Genomic DNA, 17,590 nt, shown 5'->3' with positions numbered 1-17,590 from the left:
GTGTAGGGCACGCCCACTAATTACGCAACACCTATGTGCGGTAATTGACATCCGTATACCTAAGAGTAATGTCGAAGCGTCGGTCGGCCAGATACGAATGGCGCTGTCGGCAGGCGGTCAGTCGGTCACGATCGATCTCCACCACCAGGACGGTGGGGTCCCGCGTTGCGGTGGCGACAACCTCCCCGGTTGGCGCCAGCACGCGGGACAGTCCGCCATACTCGTGCTGGGTATCGGACCCGCAATAGTTGGCGTAGGCCAGATACACCTGATTTTCCAGAGCGCGGGCCGGCAACAGCAGGTGTTGCACCTGGTCGTAGTCGATCATGTTCGCGGTAGGCACCACGATCAGATCCGCCCCGGCCACCGCGAGCGCGCGGGCAGTTTCGGGGAATTCGATGTCATAGCAGATCGCCACCCCGATCTGCCAGCCCCGCCAGGAGACCACCTGAGGCGGCCGCCTGGGCGGAGGGTCGAACTGGTCGGCGTCGAGCTGGCCGAAGTAGTGGATCTTGCGCTGATCGAGCAACCGCGTCCCGGCCTGATCGAGAACCCCGACCGTGTTGAACACTGTCGCCCCGTTGCGTTCGGGATAACCGTAAGCGATGGCCAGGTGGTAGCGGGTCGCCATCTCGGCGACCTCGCGGTGATAGGACCCGGCAAGCTCGAGGATGCGCTGCCGGCCAATCACGTAGCCGGTGAGAAACATTTCGGGCAACACCAACAGCTCAGCTGAGCACTCATGCGCCCGGCGAGCGAGCTGGTCCAGCCGGCGCAGATTGGCAGGCGGGTCCCCGTCGAGCGGTGGCACTTGGGCGATGGCGAGTCTCATGGCGCCAGCTCAAGGGGTCCGAATTGCTCGTACAGGTCACCGGGTCCGGGATTGGCCGGATCGGTGGTACCGCCGAAGTGGTGAAGTACACCCCAGACCGCGTTCAGCCCGGTCTGTACCGCGCCTTCGGCCCACGCGGGCGTAAAGGACACGCTGTCTCCGGCGAGGAAGATTCCGCGCTGACTAGCGGGCAGATCGTCCTGGACGAAGTGACCGTACATGCGGTGGTTGTACCGGTAGTGGCCCGGTAACGCCCCTTTGAACGCGCCCAAGAAGTAGGGGTTGGCTTCCCAGGAGACGGTCACCGGCTCGCCGATAATGTGACTGCGGATATCGACGGTGGGATAGATCTTCTCCAGGGCTCCTAACGCCAGCTCGGCACGCTTCTCTGGGTCGTAGGGCAGCATTTTCAGCGCATCCGACATCCACGAGTAGGTCAAACAGATCACCCCGGGCTGATCGTCGCCGTGATCAAACAGGTAAGTCCCACGAGTGATGCGGTCGGTGAGCGTCATGCTCATCACATCCTGGCCGGTGGCGGGGTCCTGGTCTTTCCAGAAGGGGCGATCGACGGGCACGAAAGTTTTCGAGGACTGCATATACCGAGTCCGATCCAGGGCCATCCACATCTCTTGGGAGAACAGGTCTTCAGCGCAGTCGATCTCAGTGGTCAGTAGCCAGGATTGGCAGGTCACCACCACCGCGTCGTAATGCTGAGCGCTCCCGGTGGCTTCGGTGACCACAATCTGCTCGCCATCGCGGTAAAGCCCCGACACCGCACCCCGTGGCTGGCGGTTGTCGTGGAGCGCGGCCAGACTGGTGCCCTGAGACCAGTGCACCGGGTCGATCAGACCGCGTTCCCACAGACGCCGAGGCAGTTGTTCGGAGCCGCCGATCACCAGATGCTGATGTGAGTCGCATTCGGTGAGCACCACGCGCAGAATTTCGAGCATGGAGTTGGCGAAGTCCGAGTCCCAGCCCCCGGTCCCGAAGCCAACTTGACCGAAGACTTCTCGGTGCCGGTAGGACAGGCGGGAAAATTCCTCGGATTCGGTCACGAACTCGTAGAAGCTCTTATCGTCCCAGGCGGCCACGATCTGGTTCCACGCCGCTTTCAGCCCGGTGGCGTCTTGGCGCTTGATGGCCTCCTGCAGGCTCGTGAGCCCGAATTCTCGCTCCAGGGCGGCATCCCAGGCTTCGGCTACTTCGGCGAAGAAGGGTGGGAGATCCTCCAGACTGCGCGCGTACCAGGTGTCACCACCCAAATCGATCACAGTACTACCGGCGGCCTCGGTGAGCGGGTTGGGGAAGGGCTTGGTCTCCAATCCGACCAGATTCAGATAGTGAAACAGCGTGGTGGAAGAGACCGGGAAGCGCATGCCACCCAGCTCGGCAATGATGGCGGAATGATCGCGCCCGGCGTGTTCTGCCGTGAAGGTGAAGGGCTCGGAGCGTAGCCGTCCGCCGAGACGTTCGGCCTCGTAGACCACGGGTTTCAGTCCCAGTCGCATCAGCTCATAGGCGGCCACGAGCCCGGAGATGCCGGCGCCGATGACCGCCACCTCGGTGCCGAGTGCGTGATCGGGAAGGCGACCGATGTGTTGGCCCGCGGTGAGCCAGTGCCGGTAGTCGAAGGGGAAATCGGGGCCGAAGATGGTAACAGCGTGGGTGTGCGCCATTGATACTCCTTAGATAGCAATCGGTGTGACTCACCTTACATGAGCTTTCAGGCGCTACAGTAGAGGCATGGAACATCAGGCAGTTTTCGTCCACGGACTAGGCCAATCGGCGACAAGTTGGGAGCCCGTGGTCGAGCACGTCACCGGCGCGGTGGCCTACGATGTGCGTGGCTTTGGACAGGCCCCTTTGGGTGAGGCCGAGGGAACCCTGGAGCAGTTGGGTCAAGACCTGGTGGAGGTCATGGAGCGCACCGAGGCCCGCACCGCGGTGGGCTTTTCACTCGGTGGGATGATTGTGTTGTGGGCGGCCGCCCATCGACCGGAGCTCTTTGATCGAATTGTGGTGATGGCGACCTCTTCGGTGGTGGGAGCCCGAGCCGCTGACTACTACCTGAAGCGGGCCGAACTTGTGGATCATCCCACACAGTTCTTCGAGATGCTCACGCAAGATACTCGGGATATGGTGTGTCACGACACCGTCGACGTGGAGAGCCTCACCGCCCAGCGAGTGGAGGACATCGGGCAGGGCGCAGGTTTTGCCAATGCTGCCCGGGCGCTGGCCGGGGTCAAGGACTCCCCGTTCCATCAGGATCTCGCCCAGATCACTGCCCAGGTGCATGTGATCAGTGCGGAGAACGATCAGCTCTGTTCCCCCAAAGCCACCCAGATCCTGCTGGAGGCGTTGCCGGAGGCTCATCACACCGTGGTCCACGATGCCGGCCACCTGATGTTGATCGACCAGCCCGAGGCCACGTTAGCCGCGATTGACCACGCCCTGTTCAGCTAGCGTGCTGTCGGTATTGGTTGAGCCCGAAGAGGATGTGGGTGCGCATCGCTGATTCCGCCCAGGCCCGGTCCCGGTGTTCCAAGGCGTCAATGATCTCCTCGTGTTGGCACATGCTCCGCTCGATGGCCGCAGGCCCATAGCTCGCCATGACTTGGTGCAGGAGCAAGGGGATCACCAGATTCTGGGCTGCCCCAACGAGGGGGTGGTCGGCGCGCACCGCAAGAATCGCCCGGTGAAACAGACCGTTCAGCCGAGCCCGCTCACCATCCTCGGCCACCCGCATCTGGTCGGAAAGCTCCCGGAGCTGCTCCAGCCGGGGTGGGTCGATGACCTCGGCGACCAGACCGGTGACGAAGGATTCGACCAGGGCCCGAGACTCGTAGATCTCGACCACGTCGTCAACGGTGTAGTGGCGGACTTGGGCCCCACGATTCGGGTGGAAGACCACCACCCCGGTACTGGCCAGTTTGGCGATGGCGTTACGTACCGGGGTGCGGGAAACTCCCAGCCGGGTGGCCAGATCGGTCTCACGCAACCACTCCCCCGGTCGGATTTCTCCGTCCAGGATCAGTTGCAGGATCTTCTCCTCCATCACTGCCACCTGGCTCCGGCAAGATCCTCCCGGGTGCCACCGCGGAGCACGAAAGAGCTGGACGGGAAACCGGTGAAGTCCACCAGGTCCGCGGCGATGGAGCGGATCTCAGTCAGGTTGATGCCGGTGGCAATGCCCATCGTCTCCAACAGGTGGATGAGGTCCTCGGTGGCCATATTGCCCAGAACCGCAGGATCACCGGGGAACCACAGATCTCCGCCAAGGGCAGCCACGCTGGTTTCCAGCCAACCGGCCCCGGCGGCCAAGGCCGCGAGCGCATTGGCGGTGGCAGCGCCATTGCGGTTGTGCACATGGGTTCCGAAGCTGACGTGGGGGTAGTGGGCCCGGGCCTGGGCTAGCCCGGAATAGACTTCGCCGGGGTGTTCTACTCCGGTGGTATTGGCCAGATAGATCTTGTCTACCCCGAGATCGACGGCGGCCTGGATGACACGATCGCGCATCGGCGCGGAGACCTCCCCGTAGCAGGGGGAGAAGTAGGCGCAGGCGACCGCTACGATGATCCGCTTGCCGGCCTGTTGGACCACGCGCACCATCTCGGGTAGGTGGTCGAGTAGCTGCTCGGTGGTGGCGGATTGGTTCTTCAGCGCCATCCCATCTTCGGCAGGAATCACCACCGCGATCTCGTCCAGCGAGGTCTCGACCGCCCGGCGGGCTCCGGTGAGGTTCGGCGCTAAGCCACGCAGCGTGACGGCATCACGCCAGGGTAGCCGGTCCAGTTCGGCCACGATTTCGGCGGCATCTGCCAGTTGGGGAAGCACTTTCGGATGGGCGAACGAGCAGACCTCCAGCTCGGTGCATCCGGCCGCCACCAGTCGATCAGCAATCTCAACTTTGCGAGAGGTGTCCAACGGTTCGGCCACCGCTTGCAACCCATCGCGGAGCCCCACGTCGACCACGGTGGTACTCGAGGGCAGGTTCCAGGCTTGGGCCAGGGAGGGAGCCGGTTCGGTCATCAGCGGATCACTCCTTCGGCGCGGAGTTGGTCCTGGCGTGTTGCATCATATCCGAGGTCCTCCAGCACCGCGCGGGTGTGTTGACCCAGGACGGGTCCCGACCACCGCACCCGGGTATCGGTGCGCGATAACCGGGGGAAGGCATTCTGCATGTGCACGGTGCCGTGCTGTTGCGAGTCCACGGTAATAATGGAGTCTCGTGCCAGGAACTGCGGGTCGGCGATCATGTCTTGGGGGCGGAAAATCTTCCCGACCGGCACCGAATGGGCGTTTAGGAGCTCGGTGAGTTCTGTCAAGGTTTTGGTCATCGAAAACTCCGCGATCAGCTCGTCGAGTTCGGCCTGGTGTTCTCCGCGGGCCTGGTGGTTGACATACCGTGGATCGTCGGCCAGTTCGGGCCGGCCCATGGCGGTAGCCAGTCGGGCGAAGATGGTGTCTTGGTTGGCGGCAATGATCATCCACTCCCCGGAGCCGGTGGGGTAGACATTGCTGGGAGCAATTTTGGGCAAAATGGATCCGGTGCGTTCACGCTGGACTCCGCCTTCGGTCCAGTCGGGGATGAGCGATTCCATCACACCCAGCACCGACTCGTAGATCGAGGCATCCACCACTTGGCCGCGTCCGGAGTTCTTGACCTCCAGTAGCGCCGCCAGCGTTCCGAGGGTAGCGAAGATCGCGGCCAAAGAGTCCCCGATAGAAATGCCCACCCGAGAAGGAGGAGTCGTAGGATCACCGACGATGTAGCGCAATCCGCCCATGGCTTCACCGATCGAGCCGTACCCGGGGTGTTTGGCTGACGGTCCGGTTTGCCCGTAGCCGGAAACTCGTGTCATCACCAGCTCCGGGTTTCGGGCGGAGAGAGTCTCGTAGTCCAGGTGCCATTTCTCCATCGAGCCGGGGCGGAAATTCTCGATCACCACATCGGCCGAGCCAATCAGCTCGCGAGCAATGTTCTGGCCAGCTTTTTCGCGCAGGTTCAGGGTCACGGACTTTTTATTCCGAGCCAGCACGGACCACCACAGCGAGTCGCCGGCCACCCGAGCCTGGCCCCACTGGCGCAAGGGGTCACCACGGACCGGGTCTTCAATCTTGATGACCTCGGCCCCTAAGTCCCCGAGTAGCTGGCCGCAAAACGGGCCGGCAATGAGCTGGCCCATCTCGATCACCCTGACCCCGGTCAGTGGGCCCCGAACAGATTCGTCAGTGTGTGAATGTCGTTCTGCCATTCAGTGTCCTTACCGCGTGCGTCGATAGTTCTATCCTATATTGTGTACGATATCTGGCTCTAATACCCCATAATAGAGATAGAAGCCCACCTGTTGTATCCAATAACGGTCGGCGTCACGGGCCGTCTCCATCATTGTCCGCAACACCTAGATGTAGTTCCTCGGGAGGTTGTGAACGGGATTTGAGGTCAGAGACGACCCCCGGTATCGAGGTGGGTAACGACACGCACCCTGACCCGGAGGTCTTCCATGACACACCGTAACGCCCCGATGACCATTGAGGGTAGGCGCCGGCTCGTCTCTCTTGTTGTCGATCACGGCTGGCCCCAGCGACGCGTTGCTGAACGCTTCCAGGTGTCCCCGGCAACGGTGTCTCGCTGGGTGAGCCGGCACCGGGCAGGGACCGGTTTGGCTGACCGCTCGAGCCGTCCGCACCACAGCCCGAACAGGCTCAGCGCACGTACCGAGCGACGCATCATCGCGCTGCGGTTCAACCCCCGATGGGGGCCGCACCGGATCGGCTACCACCTGCGCGTGCCACGCTCGACCGTCGGGCAGGTCCTGGCCCGCTACCGGATGCCTAACCTGGAATGCATCGATCAGGCCACCGGCCTGCCGGTCCGCCGGCCCGCACCCTGTCGCTACGAAGCCGAGCAGCCCGGCCAGCTGGTCCACGTTGATGTCAAGAAGCTTGGCCGCATCCCTAACGGTGGCGGATGGCGGGCTCATGGCCGCGGATCGGGCCAGGACCGGAAGGTCCAGTCCTCACGGGGCAAAGCCGCGCGTGCCGGGCAGCCTTCGTCGCGGGGGTATCGGTACCTGCATCACGCCGTCGATGACTACTCCCGGCTGGTCTACTCCGAGATCCTCAATGACGAGAAGAAACACACCGCAGCAGGCTTCTGGAAGCGGGCGAACAGGTTCTTCACCAGTATCAGTGTCGCGATCGAAGCAGTCATGACGGACAACGGGGCTTGTTACCGGTCCGCGGACTCCCAGCAAGCCCTCGGAGATGGGGTCAGGCACAAGCGGACGAGGCCTCGCCGTCCGCAGACGAATGGGAAAGTCGAGCGGTTCAACCGGACGCTGATGAACGAATGGGCCTACGCGAGACCGTATGCCAGTGACAGTGCTCGCGAAAACTCGTACGCAGCGTTCTTACATGACTACAATCACCACCGAGCCCACACCGCCATCGGGGGACTCTCACCAGCAGACCGCGTTCACAACCTCACGGGGAAGTACACCTAGGTGCTCACCACAGGGGTAGCGCCACTTCTCGTGGTCGCCCTTGCCCTGCTCAAGGGAGCATCCGAGCTTTTTGGTCCTTTGGCGAGATCGGGGTACTTCTGCGGCTTCGTCACAAAGATAGTTAATCGCCTCTATACAGTCAATGTCTCGACGTACCTTATTCATATTGAGCGCGTAGCTCAGGTCGTGCCTCACGTATCGTGAGCGCGAAGCCATAGTGTGAACGCATGGATAAGGACATTGTCTCGATGAGTGCTCGGATTGAAGTCACCAAGCAATTACGTAGGGATTATCGCACGGGGTCCAAGGCGGAGAAGTCAGCGATTTTAGATCAGTTTTGTGCTTCCACTGGGTTGGGCCGGTCCACGGCCAGGCGGTATCTGACGTCGCAGACCATCGGGGTCAAAAACGTGGTGCGCATTGACCGTCGAAAGCATAAACCCACGAAGTATTCGGCGAATGCGAAAAAGCAGTTGATCCGGGTGTGGCGGTTGATGGGCATGCCCTCGGGCAAATACATGAAACCGGTGATGGAAGACTGGTTAGACGCGTTAGAAGCCCACGATGAGTTGGCGTTTGGCCGCTCCGGGTATAACCCCACGGTGCGTGCCCAGCTGGTGGCCATGAGTGCCGCCACGATTGACCGGTATCTCAAGGCCGAACGCGACCGGTTACGCCTCAAAGGCATCGCTACGACCAAGCCTGGGGCCTTGTTGCGCAACTCGATTACGGTGCGACAAGCCGGCGATGAGGTCGAAGACGAACCAGGGTTTTTCGAAACCGACACGGTGGCCCATTGCGGGCCAACCCTGCAAGGCGAATTCGCCCGCACCCTAACCATGACTGATGTGCGCACCGGGTGGGTGCACCTAGAAGTGCTCCGTCATAACGCCCAAGTGCACATCCTGGCAGGATTGGACCGGGCCGCAGCCGCCATCCCCTATGGGATCGCGGGCTTAGATTGTGACAACGGGTCAGAGTTCATCAACCACGAAGTCATGCACTGGGCTGCTGACCGGTTGATCTTTTTCACCCGGGGCCGGCCGTATCAAAAAAATGATCAAGCCACCGTGGAATCCAAAAACAACCACGCCGTGCGAAAATTTGGGTTTCACTACCGGTACGACACCGCAGATGAACGCGCCATCCTGGCGGCCCTATGGCAGGTGGTGGGTTTGAAACTCAACTACTTCACCGCCACCAAAAAACCCACCGGCTGGACCCAAGACGCCAGCGGGCGGCGCAAACGCCTCTATGACAAACCCAAGACTCCCTACCACCGGCTGCTGGATGCCGGGATCCTCTCCACCGCCCAACAAGAAGAGCTAGCGGCCATCTACCGCAGGATCAATCCAGCCCAGCTGACCCGCCAAATCCTGACCTACCAAGACCGGCTGATCAGCCTGGCCAAAGACAAAACCCTCACCATCGCCGCCGACCTCGACAGCAAGCACCAGGCCCGGCAAAAACGCCGCACCACCGGCATCCGCACCAAAGCCAGCTAACCCAAGTTTTCGCGCTCAAACTAGCTGAGGCACGACACTGCAGCCACGCGACCTCTCGCGCTCACGATCTGTGAGGCACGACTTACCCTTCGCGCTCAGTTTGACATGAGGCACTACGTGTCTAGGGGGGATAACGGAATCCGCCGAGAATCTCTTCCATCGCGGTAGGTCCAGTACGGCAAGACTTCCGAGGAGGTGTCATGAAGGTCTACCGACCGCTGGAGACCGGTCAGGTTCCGGATTACTCGCATACTGTCCCGGTGGTGATACCGGAAGCGCTAGAGAAGCTGGCTAGTCACCGAGATGGTGTCCTCGCTCTGCCGATCCGCTTGGACTGGACCCCGGCGAACTCGCATGACCTCTCGGATCGGCTTCGGGTACGAACTCTCTACGCCACAATGCTTCGTGAGGCCGCGACGGAGGATGGCTTGCACCGCTACCTCCACGCTCGCCGTGTCGTCCACGAGTGCGCGTGGCACAATGATGAGGTTTCCGGACACTCGCTAGTTGTGATGTCCAGGGACGTTGTTTCGGCGACACAGCCGTGAGGGGCTGAGAGGCGAGGGCGGGTCTGCCGCACCGGTAGGTGATATCTGAGTTGGGTTGCCCGGGAGGGTGCCCTGGAAGGATGTCATTGTGCCGAAGCCTTATCCGAGCGAGTTCCGGGACGACGTCGTGCGCGTTGCGCGGGGCCGTGAGCCTGGTGTGACCATCGAGCAGATCGCGACCGACTTCGGGGTTCACCCGATGACCCTCACGAAGTGGTTGCGGCGTGCCGCGGTCGAGGAGGGCGCGAAGCCGGGCGTGACGCGCTCCGAGGGAGCGGAGCTGCGGGAAGCGCGGAAGCGGATCCGGCTGCTCGAGCAAGAGGTCGAGGTGTTGCGGCGCGCGGCGGCGTATCTGTCGCAGGCGAATCTGCCGGGAAAAGGCTCTACCCGCTCGTGACCGAGCTCGCCGCTGATGGGGTTCCCGTCGCGGTGACGTGCCGGGTGCTGAAGCTCGCTCGCCAACCCTACTACCGGTGGCTGGCGGCTCCTATTACCGATGCTGAGCTCGTTGCGGCGTATCGCGCGAACGCGTTGTTCGATGCGCACCGCGACGACCCGGAGTTCGGTTACCGGTTCCTGCTCGACGAAGCCCGCGACGCGGGCGAAGTCATGGCGGAGCGGACGGCGTGGCGGATCTGCCGTGACAACGGATGGTGGTCTGCGTTCGGGAAACGCCGCCGAGGGAAGGGCCGACGCCCCGGCCCGCCCGTTCACGACGATCTCGTGCGTCGGGAGTTCACCGCCGATGCCCCGAACCGGCTCTGGCTCAGCGATATCACGGAACACAAGACCGGTGAGGGCAAGCTCGACCTCTGCGCGATCAAGGACGTGTTCTCGAACCGCATCGTGGGGTACTCGATCAGCGACCGGATGAAGGCTCGTCTCGCCGTCGACGCGGTCAACAGCGCCGTCGCACGGCGCGGGAACGTTGCCGGCTGCGTGGACCACACCGACCGAGGATCCCAATTTCGCGCGCGGAAGATGGTCCGCGCCCTCCACCACCACGGCATGGTCGGATCGATGGGCCGAGTCGGCGCGGCCGGCGATAACGCAGCGATGGAATCGTTCTTCAGCCTGCTGCAGAAGAACGTCCTCAACCGGCGCACCTGGGACACCCGGGACCAACTCCGCATCGCCATCGTCACCTGGATCGAACGCACCTACCACCGACGCCGGCGACAAAAGCGGCTGCACAGTTTGACGCCCATCGAGTACGAAGCAATCATGAACACCGACGTCGCCCTCGCGGCGTGACTACAACCCGTCACCTATCCGTGCGGCAGACCCAGCCATGAAGAAGGGGTAGTCGATGTTGGTGAACTTGGAGTCCATCAGCACATCCTTGGGGACGCCTCCCCAGTGTTGTGTGAGTTCGCTGACTGAATCGCGAACCGTGACGCTGGGAGTGAACCCAAGTGGACACACCAGGGTCTCTACCAGACCCGGGGCGTTTCACCCAGTACGGTTCACTGTTCACTGAGGCCATCAAGACCCCGGTGTACTTCGCTGACGCGAAGAGTCCGTGGCAGCGGGGCAGCAACGAACACCTCAATGGGCTGCGGCGGCAGTACTTCCCGAAAGGCACCGACCTCTCATGGTGGGGTGCCGCGGAGATTGCTGCGATAGCCACCGCGATGAATAATCGGCCTCGCGGGATCCTGGGTTGGAGGACACGTGGCGAAACTTTCGCGAATTAGCTAAGCTCAGCTCAACTGTCAACTGTTGCGACCACCGGTGGAATACGGCTTGCGACCCACGGTCCAAGTGAAGAATGCATCCGGCCACGTTGGCGGCCCCACGGCGGGCCACCGCGTTGTTGGTCCCTTCAAGTCCACCGTTCAGATCACCGTAGACGAGGAGTTCGAGGTCGTTGACACCGGCAACTGCGGACTCTGAGCCAGCCGGGACGTTAACGGCCCAAGTGTTAGTTGGAGCCGGTGTTGACCTCCACTCCGAGTACGTCTTCCGCATCCAAGATGTTGGAGAAGGTCGAGAGGTCCTCAGACTGACCGAAGTGAATGCCTAAGGCAGCGTTGCCGGAATACCACGGCCCTCCGCTGTCGCCCCCTTCAGTCAGTCCGGCCTCAGTCTGCACGGCATTCGACACTCTGACAATCTCCATCGCATCCGGATCGATCGCGTTGAACGAGTGGTTGGCGCTCCGTACCGTCGTGCAGTCAGAGCTCCCGCGCTCCTGTCCGAAGTTGCAGACCAAGGCCCCTTCAGGAGTTCTCGCGCGGGATGTGATCTCTCGAGTGGAGTCGCCCTCAGGGTCTAGGACAATGGCGTTGTCAATGGGGTCAGTTGTGGTGTGCACTCTGACATCTCCTTGTGGGCCGATGTGCCCGTCAACGAACGTGAGTTCTTCACTGCCTCCGGACGGAACGCCGGCGTCAGGTGGGCAGTGGTGAGCTCCGAGCAGCGCGTTCTCCCCGTCCCTGTATGCGGTGAACGCAGAGGTGCAGTGAGTGACCCCAACCCCGCCAAGCACCGCTTCAGGCTCGATTCCCAGGTCTTCTGTGGTTGAAATAGCTACCTCCACGGGCGCATCCCGTTCCACTTCTTCAATCAGAGGCTCGACCTCATCTTCGTCTGAAGGGTCGACCTCCACCTGTATCTCGAGTTCCCCATCTTCAGTAAAATGCCCCGACACAGCGTCGACCTGTGCGGGTGCGTAGAGCTCCGCTAACGCCTCAGACCGCGCTTCCTCCATGTCTTCCTCGCTGACTTCAGCGTCGTAGCGCAGCTCTACCGAGGTAGGAAGCTCTGTAAAAGCCTCCCGCACTTCATCTTCGACGGGCTCTGTAAAAGCCACCCATGCTCCGTACCCCTCATCTTCTTGACGGTCAGGGGTCCAGCCCGCCGAGTAGAACAGGTCGGGATGGGTCTCGTAAGCCAACGTCAAGACTGTGAGGAACTGTTCTTGGCCGGCATAGGAGGCATGAACCTGCTCAGGGTCAGTCTCACTGCGCTCAGCAAGCCTCTCGATGTCATCAGCGAAGTCTTCAGATACTTCTGCTTCCGCTTCGCCTCCGACGATTTCCCGCCCATTGTCTTCCACGCTGTCTGCACTTGCGGCAGACAGCCAGACAACCACCGCGTAGGCAACGCCGAGGACGGTTAGTGGGATTCTCTTCAAATTCATACGACTTCTCCAAGGCGTTCTCATTTACTGATGGCGGCCATCAACCATCGACGAGGCAGCGTTCCGGTCGGACTGTACTCAAGATACTCACACAGGCACTGAGCTTTTGTGTAGTAGGGGTTGACCTCAACCTAAGGAATGTAGTGAGGTGGGACACGCGGGCCAAAAGCGAGTACTTTCTTCGGCCTGTTCCTGTTTCCCCGAACAGAGCGAAGTATGGAGGGTAAGTACTGATGCGAATCATCAAGATGGGAGCTTCCGCCCTGGCGGCTGCGGCGCTGACCGTTGGGTTAGTAGCGCCTGGAGCTAACGCTTCGGAAGTAGAAGAGCAGTCCGTGGACTTGGCAGCTGTTGAATCAGTCAGCGAGGTGAAAACCGCCTACGAGATCACTCTGGACGACGCCGAGGCAGCGTCTGAGGAGTCTCCGCTCTCTGACGAAGAGGCTGAGGAGATTGCTGATGCCGAGATTCCGGCCGCAATCGTCTACGCCGCGCGCCATTGCCTGACTGGCATTGGGCTGAACAGCACTCAGATCACCCGCATGGCTGAGCTGGGCAGCACCACAGACATACTGCAGGCCTTCGGCTTTGCCGCCGTCCGCTGCGTGATGGGGCGATAAGATGTTCGGCTCATACAAGAACCCCAACGAGATTCGCAAGGAACTTCACGAGGTAACACAACAGATCTCCGAGCACCCGCTGGCTGCTGAGCAGCTGAAGCAAGCCCAGGAACTGGTCGAGCGCCGTAAGGCCGAGCAGGTCGATCCGGCGGAGATCAACAGAGAACTGACCGAGCAGGGGTTGCCCTCCCTGGAAGAGCAGGGCAAGGCAACTACTGCTGGGGCGCGGAGCTACTACAAGCTGCACCGTAAGAAGAGGAAGCTCGAGCGGAAGCTTGAAGCCGCGTCCTGACCCCTTTGAGTCAAGAAGGTGGGGTGCGGTGAGCATCGCTCACTCCACCCCACCTTCTTGCTGTACCTGGCGACCCTCATAAGCGAGATGAGGGCCTCAGAGTCCTGTTGAGGTGTCCTCCTCGCCAGAAGAGGGCTCTTCGCCCCTTGCTTGGTAGACCAAGAGAAGTCCCGTCCCCATCGTCACCAACGCCAGAACCCACAGCACCACAGAATGCTCGGCAAGGTTCGCGTTATACGTCAGCGCAACGAACAGCGGTGCAGCCATGACCAGCAACACTCCGAAGTTCAAGCCGCTCATTGCTCTCCTTTGCCTCAGCTCGTAGTCCATCCGTAATATTTCCTCCGGGTGACCGACTCAGCCCTGCCTGATGCCCGTGATGCTAATGACCGCCGGTCGCGTGTCCGCTGCAAAGGGGCTGGGGGCGTTTCAGCGGCTGGGCTGGGTCAGGCCGCGGCCTTTTCCTCGTGCGGGCCAGTGGTGAGCTGGGAGACTCGACCGCGTGAGACTCCCAGGATGGCGGCGATATCAGTCACAGATAGTCCCTGGGAGCGCAGCTCGGCTACGGCGCCTCGGATCTCTGAGGCGGCTCGGGCTTGCGCTTCGGCTGCATCCTGAGAGAGTTTGCGAGCCTGGACGACCTTGCTTCCGAGCTCCCCGAGGTCAGGAGTGACGGTCACTGCCACGGGTGCTTCCCCGGTGAGGGTCTCGATGTAGTCGGCAGCTTGCTGTTCTGCGGCGGCGAGGGTGCGGGCCTGGGTGACACCGAGGTCGGTGACGTGGATTTCCCAACCTCCGGACCAGCGGCGGGCTATGGTGGTGTAGGCGCTCATAGGTTCCATCCTTTCGGCAGGCAAGCCAGCTTCTTCTCGGTGTCGCGTACAACTCCAGGGGAGATTTCGCGGGTCTGGGTGATCACGGCTAGATGTAGTTCCTCGGGAGGTTGTGAACGGGATTTGAGGTCAGAGACGACCCCCGGTATCGAGGTGGGTAACGACACGCACCCTGACCCGGAGGTCTTCCATGACACACCGTAACGCCCCGATGACCATTGAGGGTAGGCGCCGGCTCGTCTCTCTTGTTGTCGATCACGGCTGGCCCCAGCGACGCGTTGCTGAACGCTTCCAGGTGTCCCCGGCAACGGTGTCTCGCTGGGTGAGCCGGCACCGGGCAGGGACCGGTTTGGCTGACCGCTCGAGCCGTCCGCACCACAGCCCGAACAGGCTCAGCGCACGTACCGAGCGACGCATCATCGCGCTGCGGTTCAACCCCCGATGGGGGCCGCACCGGATCGGCTACCACCTGCGCGTGCCACGCTCGACCGTCGGGCAGGTCCTGGCCCGCTACCGGATGCCTAACCTGGAATGCATCGATCAGGCCACCGGCCTGCCGGTCCGCCGGCCCGCACCCTGTCGCTACGAAGCCGAGCAGCCCGGCCAGCTGGTCCACGTTGATGTCAAGAAGCTTGGCCGCATCCCTAACGGTGGCGGATGGCGGGCTCATGGCCGCGGATCGGGCCAGGACCGGAAGGTCCAGTCCTCACGGGGCAAAGCCGCGCGTGCCGGGCAGCCTTCGTCGCGGGGGTATCGGTACCTGCATCACGCCGTCGATGACTACTCCCGGCTGGTCTACTCCGAGATCCTCAATGACGAGAAGAAACACACCGCAGCAGGCTTCTGGAAGCGGGCGAACAGGTTCTTCACCAGTATCAGTGTCGCGATCGAAGCAGTCATGACGGACAACGGGGCTTGTTACCGGTCCGCGGACTCCCAGCAAGCCCTCGGAGATGGGGTCAGGCACAAGCGGACGAGGCCTCGCCGTCCGCAGACGAATGGGAAAGTCGAGCGGTTCAACCGGACGCTGATGAACGAATGGGCCTACGCGAGACCGTATGCCAGTGACAGTGCTCGCGAAAACTCGTACGCAGCGTTCTTACATGACTACAATCACCACCGAGCCCACACCGCCATCGGGGGACTCTCACCAGCAGACCGCGTTCACAACCTCACGGGGAAGTACACCTAGACGTGACTTCGGTCTCCTCGGTAGTGTGAACTCATGGGACTACACGGACAGTTTGATCAGATCACCGCAGAAGACCTGAAAGCCATGGCTACCGCCGAGGGGTTGAAGGTCTCGATATTCCTTCCCACCAATCCGATCCACCACAGCTCCTCGGAGACGGCGACCCGGATTAAATCCGCGCTGAATGAGGCGAAAAAGCAGGCTTCCGACCCCGACGCCATTAACCAGATCGTGGCGCCGCTGGAGGAGCTAGTCTCCGACCCGGGTTTTGTGCGTGACCAGTCTGAGACCCTGGCACTCTTTGCTGCCGATGGTTTTTGGCGGGCCTACCGGCTCGGTGTTCCGGTCACCGAATACGTTCACGTCAATCAGCACTTCGTGTTGCGACCGATTGCCGAGGCCCTCACCGAGTCCTCAGCGTTTTACATTCTGGCTCTGGCTCAAAATAAAGTGCGGCTTTTTGATGCCACCAAAGATACCGTCACCGAGCTGGAGCTCAACCACGTTCCGGAATCCCGTGAAGAATGGGAGTCGGATGATCGTAGTTCCGGTTATACCCCGGGCGTGCGCGGCAATGGGAACAGCAATTTCGAAGTCGAACAGCAAAAGTTCTTACACGATGTGGGGGCCTCGCTGGGTGATGAACTCGGCCGGGCGCGCTCGCAGCCACTGGTGGTAGCCTCCGTGTCCGAACTCGTCCCAGAGGTCCGAGGCTATTCGTCGTATCCGGTAGTGACCGAGGAATTCTTGGCCGGTAACCCGGAGACTAAATCCGGTGCTGAGTTGCGCGATGAGGTCTGGGAGCAGATCATCCGCCCGCGATTCGCTGCCGCCGATGATGCCGAGTATGAGCGCTTCGCCAATGTGGCTGACACCGGCTTGGGCGAGACCCAACCCGATGTGATCCGCGATGGAGCGGTCGAAGGCCGGGTGGACCGACTCTTTATCAACCCCGCACTGTCCGCCTCAGATGGCACCGGTCAGGTGAACACCGCCATTCTGCATACGCTGTTGAACTCTGGTCGGGTCATCATCATTTCCGATGGTCGCGTCGAGAATGTTGCTGCCTTGATGCGGTATTAACCATGTCTAGCCTCACGCTGGCGGCTCGAGCCCTCGACCGGATCCCTGATACTGTACTGGACCGAGTTGTCCCTGCTCTGACGAATCGCTCGGGGGACCGGATGGACTCCGATGTTCGTCTTTCTCTGGCAGTTCTCAACCTCGCCACGAAAGACTTCTCCGATCTCCCGGTAGATCAGGCCCGCAGCGAGATCGAGAAGGAAGCGGCCGCCGGCAACCCAGGAAGTCCGGCCGTTTTAGCTGTCACCACCCAGTATGTGGGCGGAGTACTCGCGCGGGTCTACTATCCGATTGGAGCTCAGATCCCTCGTCCCGCTGTGCTCTACGCTCATGGGGGTGGCTGGACCCTGGGATCGACGCGCAGTCACGATTCGACCGCCCGGTTCTTGTGCCATCGTGCCGAGGTCATCGTGATTAGCCTGGAGTACCCGCTCGCCCCGGAACACCCTCATCCGACGGCGCTGTTGGCCGTGAACGACGCCCTGGATGCCGTCCTGGAAGGCCAGGTTCCCGGGGTGGATCCGCATAAGGTGATCATTGCCGGCGATTCGGCCGGTGGGCACCTAAGTGCGGCGGTATCTTTGCTCAGAGCGGATTCAGGTAGCTCACAGCCAGTGGCACAGATGCTCTTTGTGCCGGTAACTAACCTGAGCCGGCTGGATACGGTCTCATACGACGAATTCGCACGCGGGTACTTCCTCACGCGCAAGCACATGCGATGGTATCGCAACCACTATCTGGGTTCTGAACTGGAGTTGGCCACCGACTGGCGCGTTTCTCCATTGTTGGCGCCACCTGAGTTGCTGGCACGCACCGCACCGGCCTACGTGTCAGTGGCCGGATTTGATCCACTGCGCGACGAAGGTCTCGCCTATGCTCAGGCTCTACGTGAGGCCGGAGTGGAGACCACACTGCGGGTGAATTCCGGACTCTTGCACCCCTTCGTCAATTCCTTGGGCGTCTGGCGTGGCGCACGTGAGGCAATGCACCACGCCGTCAGGTTCATGCGCGACCTTTAACGCCTCGGCACC

Annotated in this window: 18 protein-coding genes and 1 pseudogene; 11 read left to right on the top strand and 8 right to left on the bottom strand. The window is 61.6% G+C overall.

Annotated elements, in window-relative coordinates; translation table 11 throughout:
- Positions 1–31: 31 nt before the first annotated feature.
- Positions 32–832 (bottom strand): carbon-nitrogen hydrolase family protein, encoded by an 801-nt coding sequence (locus DCC27_RS10525; RefSeq protein ID WP_110110721.1) that lies wholly within the window; start codon positions 830–832, stop codon positions 32–34.
- Entirely contained in the window at positions 829–2,511 is a 1,683-nt protein-coding gene (locus tag DCC27_RS10520; protein ID WP_110101509.1) for an NAD(P)/FAD-dependent oxidoreductase, read from the bottom strand. The genes DCC27_RS10525 and DCC27_RS10520 overlap by 4 nt, the downstream gene beginning before the upstream one ends.
- 67 nt (positions 2,512–2,578) lie before the next feature.
- On the opposite strand from DCC27_RS10520, the gene DCC27_RS10515 reads away from it, so the two are divergent.
- Positions 2,579–3,298, top strand: coding sequence for an alpha/beta fold hydrolase (locus tag DCC27_RS10515; RefSeq protein WP_110110720.1), 720 nt, complete (start codon positions 2,579–2,581; stop codon positions 3,296–3,298).
- On the opposite strand, the gene DCC27_RS10510 is transcribed toward DCC27_RS10515, so the two are convergent.
- The 3 genes from DCC27_RS10510 to DCC27_RS10500 are packed head-to-tail and all read right to left on the bottom strand — an operon-like array spanning position 3,291 to position 6,090.
- Positions 3,291–3,890: a GntR family transcriptional regulator gene (locus tag DCC27_RS10510; RefSeq protein ID WP_110110719.1), complete on the bottom strand. Its 600-nt coding sequence runs from the start codon at positions 3,888–3,890 to the stop codon at positions 3,291–3,293. The two genes, DCC27_RS10515 and DCC27_RS10510, sit on opposite strands and share 8 nt — an antisense overlap.
- A complete protein-coding gene (locus DCC27_RS10505) occupies positions 3,890–4,864 on the bottom strand; it encodes a hydroxymethylglutaryl-CoA lyase (protein ID WP_110110718.1) in 975 nt (324 codons plus the stop codon). The genes DCC27_RS10510 and DCC27_RS10505 overlap by 1 nt, the downstream gene beginning before the upstream one ends.
- Positions 4,864–6,090, bottom strand: a complete 1,227-nt coding sequence (locus DCC27_RS10500) for a CaiB/BaiF CoA-transferase family protein (RefSeq protein WP_110110717.1) — start codon at positions 6,088–6,090, stop codon at positions 4,864–4,866. The genes DCC27_RS10505 and DCC27_RS10500 overlap by 1 nt, the downstream gene beginning before the upstream one ends.
- A 249-nt stretch (positions 6,091–6,339) precedes the next feature.
- On the opposite strand from DCC27_RS10500, the gene DCC27_RS10490 reads away from it, so the two are divergent.
- The 5 genes and pseudogenes from DCC27_RS10490 to DCC27_RS10465 form a co-directional block, all read left to right on the top strand.
- A complete protein-coding gene (locus DCC27_RS10490) occupies positions 6,340–7,341 on the top strand; it encodes an IS481 family transposase (RefSeq protein ID WP_110111081.1) in 1,002 nt (333 codons plus the stop codon).
- Between the two features lie 227 nt (positions 7,342–7,568).
- The gene (locus DCC27_RS10480) at positions 7,569–8,846 is read left to right on the top strand and encodes a DDE-type integrase/transposase/recombinase (protein WP_210403473.1); all 1,278 of its coding nucleotides are present in this window, start codon (positions 7,569–7,571) and stop codon (positions 8,844–8,846) included.
- Positions 8,847–9,046: 200 nt separating this feature from the next.
- A complete protein-coding gene (locus DCC27_RS10475) occupies positions 9,047–9,394 on the top strand; it encodes a hypothetical protein (protein WP_110111061.1) in 348 nt (115 codons plus the stop codon).
- An 88-nt stretch (positions 9,395–9,482) separates the two neighbouring features.
- A protein-coding gene (locus DCC27_RS10470) for an IS3 family transposase (RefSeq protein WP_110111060.1) occupies positions 9,483–10,648 on the top strand; the annotation gives its coding sequence in 2 pieces (ribosomal slippage) (positions 9,483–9,767 and positions 9,770–10,648; 1,164 coding nt in all).
- Between the two features lie 242 nt (positions 10,649–10,890).
- Positions 10,891–11,091, top strand: a pseudogene (locus tag DCC27_RS10465) (IS30 family transposase); the annotation flags it as partial.
- Between the two features lie 227 nt (positions 11,092–11,318).
- Here the strand turns inward: DCC27_RS10465 and DCC27_RS10460 are convergent.
- Positions 11,319–12,539 (bottom strand): hypothetical protein, encoded by a 1,221-nt coding sequence (locus DCC27_RS10460; RefSeq protein ID WP_110111058.1) that lies wholly within the window; start codon positions 12,537–12,539, stop codon positions 11,319–11,321.
- Between the two features lie 233 nt (positions 12,540–12,772).
- Here DCC27_RS10460 and DCC27_RS10455 point away from each other — a divergent pair, with 233 nt between their 5' ends.
- On the top strand, positions 12,773–13,159 hold the full coding sequence (locus DCC27_RS10455) for a hypothetical protein (protein ID WP_110111057.1): 387 nt from the start codon (positions 12,773–12,775) through the stop codon (positions 13,157–13,159).
- Position 13,160: 1 nt separating this feature from the next.
- Positions 13,161–13,451, top strand: coding sequence for a hypothetical protein (locus DCC27_RS10450; RefSeq protein ID WP_110111056.1), 291 nt, complete (start codon positions 13,161–13,163; stop codon positions 13,449–13,451).
- Between the two features lie 96 nt (positions 13,452–13,547).
- Here the strand turns inward: DCC27_RS10450 and DCC27_RS10445 are convergent, their stop codons facing one another.
- Both DCC27_RS10445 and DCC27_RS10440 read right to left on the bottom strand, forming a co-directional pair.
- The gene (locus DCC27_RS10445) at positions 13,548–13,751 is read right to left on the bottom strand and encodes a hypothetical protein (RefSeq protein WP_136090268.1); all 204 of its coding nucleotides are present in this window, start codon (positions 13,749–13,751) and stop codon (positions 13,548–13,550) included.
- Between the two features lie 146 nt (positions 13,752–13,897).
- Positions 13,898–14,284: a helix-turn-helix domain-containing protein gene (locus DCC27_RS10440; protein WP_110111054.1), complete on the bottom strand. Its 387-nt coding sequence runs from the start codon at positions 14,282–14,284 to the stop codon at positions 13,898–13,900.
- 190 nt (positions 14,285–14,474) lie between these two features.
- Between DCC27_RS10440 and DCC27_RS10430 the strand changes: the two genes are divergently transcribed.
- From DCC27_RS10430 to DCC27_RS10420, 3 genes are read left to right on the top strand one after another with little or no spacing between them, the layout of a single operon-like run.
- Positions 14,475–15,476, top strand: coding sequence for an IS481 family transposase (locus DCC27_RS10430; protein WP_110111081.1), 1,002 nt, complete (start codon positions 14,475–14,477; stop codon positions 15,474–15,476).
- 33 nt (positions 15,477–15,509) lie between these two features.
- Positions 15,510–16,559 carry a hypothetical protein gene (locus tag DCC27_RS10425; RefSeq protein ID WP_110110413.1) on the top strand — a complete coding sequence of 350 codons (1,050 nt, stop codon included), beginning with the start codon at positions 15,510–15,512 and terminating at the stop codon, positions 16,557–16,559.
- 2 nt (positions 16,560–16,561) lie between these two features.
- Positions 16,562–17,578 carry an alpha/beta hydrolase gene (locus DCC27_RS10420; RefSeq protein WP_110110414.1) on the top strand — a complete coding sequence of 339 codons (1,017 nt, stop codon included), beginning with the start codon at positions 16,562–16,564 and terminating at the stop codon, positions 17,576–17,578.
- The last annotated feature ends 12 nt before the right edge of the window (positions 17,579–17,590 follow it).

Source organism: Auritidibacter sp. NML130574, from assembly GCF_003185725.2.
Lineage (GTDB): Bacteria > Actinomycetota > Actinomycetes > Actinomycetales > Micrococcaceae > Auritidibacter > Auritidibacter ignavus.
The sequence above is the reverse complement of the archived record's forward strand: the minus strand, read 5'-3'. Positions and strand labels throughout refer to the sequence as shown.

Coding starts and splice junctions, on each gene's coding strand:
- DCC27_RS10525 (WP_110110721.1), bottom strand. CDS start 832: ATGAGACTCGCCATCGCCCAAGTGCCACCGCTCGACGGGGACCCGCCT.
- DCC27_RS10520 (WP_110101509.1), bottom strand. CDS start 2,511: ATGGCGCACACCCACGCTGTTACCATCTTCGGCCCCGATTTCCCCTTC.
- DCC27_RS10515 (WP_110110720.1), top strand. CDS start 2,579: ATGGAACATCAGGCAGTTTTCGTCCACGGACTAGGCCAATCGGCGACA.
- DCC27_RS10510 (WP_110110719.1), bottom strand. CDS start 3,890: ATGGAGGAGAAGATCCTGCAACTGATCCTGGACGGAGAAATCCGACCG.
- DCC27_RS10505 (WP_110110718.1), bottom strand. CDS start 4,864: ATGACCGAACCGGCTCCCTCCCTGGCCCAAGCCTGGAACCTGCCCTCG.
- DCC27_RS10500 (WP_110110717.1), bottom strand. CDS start 6,090: ATGGCAGAACGACATTCACACACTGACGAATCTGTTCGGGGCCCACTG.
- DCC27_RS10490 (WP_110111081.1), top strand. CDS start 6,340: ATGACACACCGTAACGCCCCGATGACCATTGAGGGTAGGCGCCGGCTC.
- DCC27_RS10480 (WP_210403473.1), top strand. CDS start 7,569: ATGGATAAGGACATTGTCTCGATGAGTGCTCGGATTGAAGTCACCAAG.
- DCC27_RS10475 (WP_110111061.1), top strand. CDS start 9,047: ATGAAGGTCTACCGACCGCTGGAGACCGGTCAGGTTCCGGATTACTCG.
- DCC27_RS10460 (WP_110111058.1), bottom strand. CDS start 12,539: ATGAATTTGAAGAGAATCCCACTAACCGTCCTCGGCGTTGCCTACGCG.
- DCC27_RS10455 (WP_110111057.1), top strand. CDS start 12,773: ATGCGAATCATCAAGATGGGAGCTTCCGCCCTGGCGGCTGCGGCGCTG.
- DCC27_RS10450 (WP_110111056.1), top strand. CDS start 13,161: ATGTTCGGCTCATACAAGAACCCCAACGAGATTCGCAAGGAACTTCAC.
- DCC27_RS10445 (WP_136090268.1), bottom strand. CDS start 13,751: ATGAGCGGCTTGAACTTCGGAGTGTTGCTGGTCATGGCTGCACCGCTG.
- DCC27_RS10440 (WP_110111054.1), bottom strand. CDS start 14,284: ATGAGCGCCTACACCACCATAGCCCGCCGCTGGTCCGGAGGTTGGGAA.
- DCC27_RS10430 (WP_110111081.1), top strand. CDS start 14,475: ATGACACACCGTAACGCCCCGATGACCATTGAGGGTAGGCGCCGGCTC.
- DCC27_RS10425 (WP_110110413.1), top strand. CDS start 15,510: ATGGGACTACACGGACAGTTTGATCAGATCACCGCAGAAGACCTGAAA.
- DCC27_RS10420 (WP_110110414.1), top strand. CDS start 16,562: ATGTCTAGCCTCACGCTGGCGGCTCGAGCCCTCGACCGGATCCCTGAT.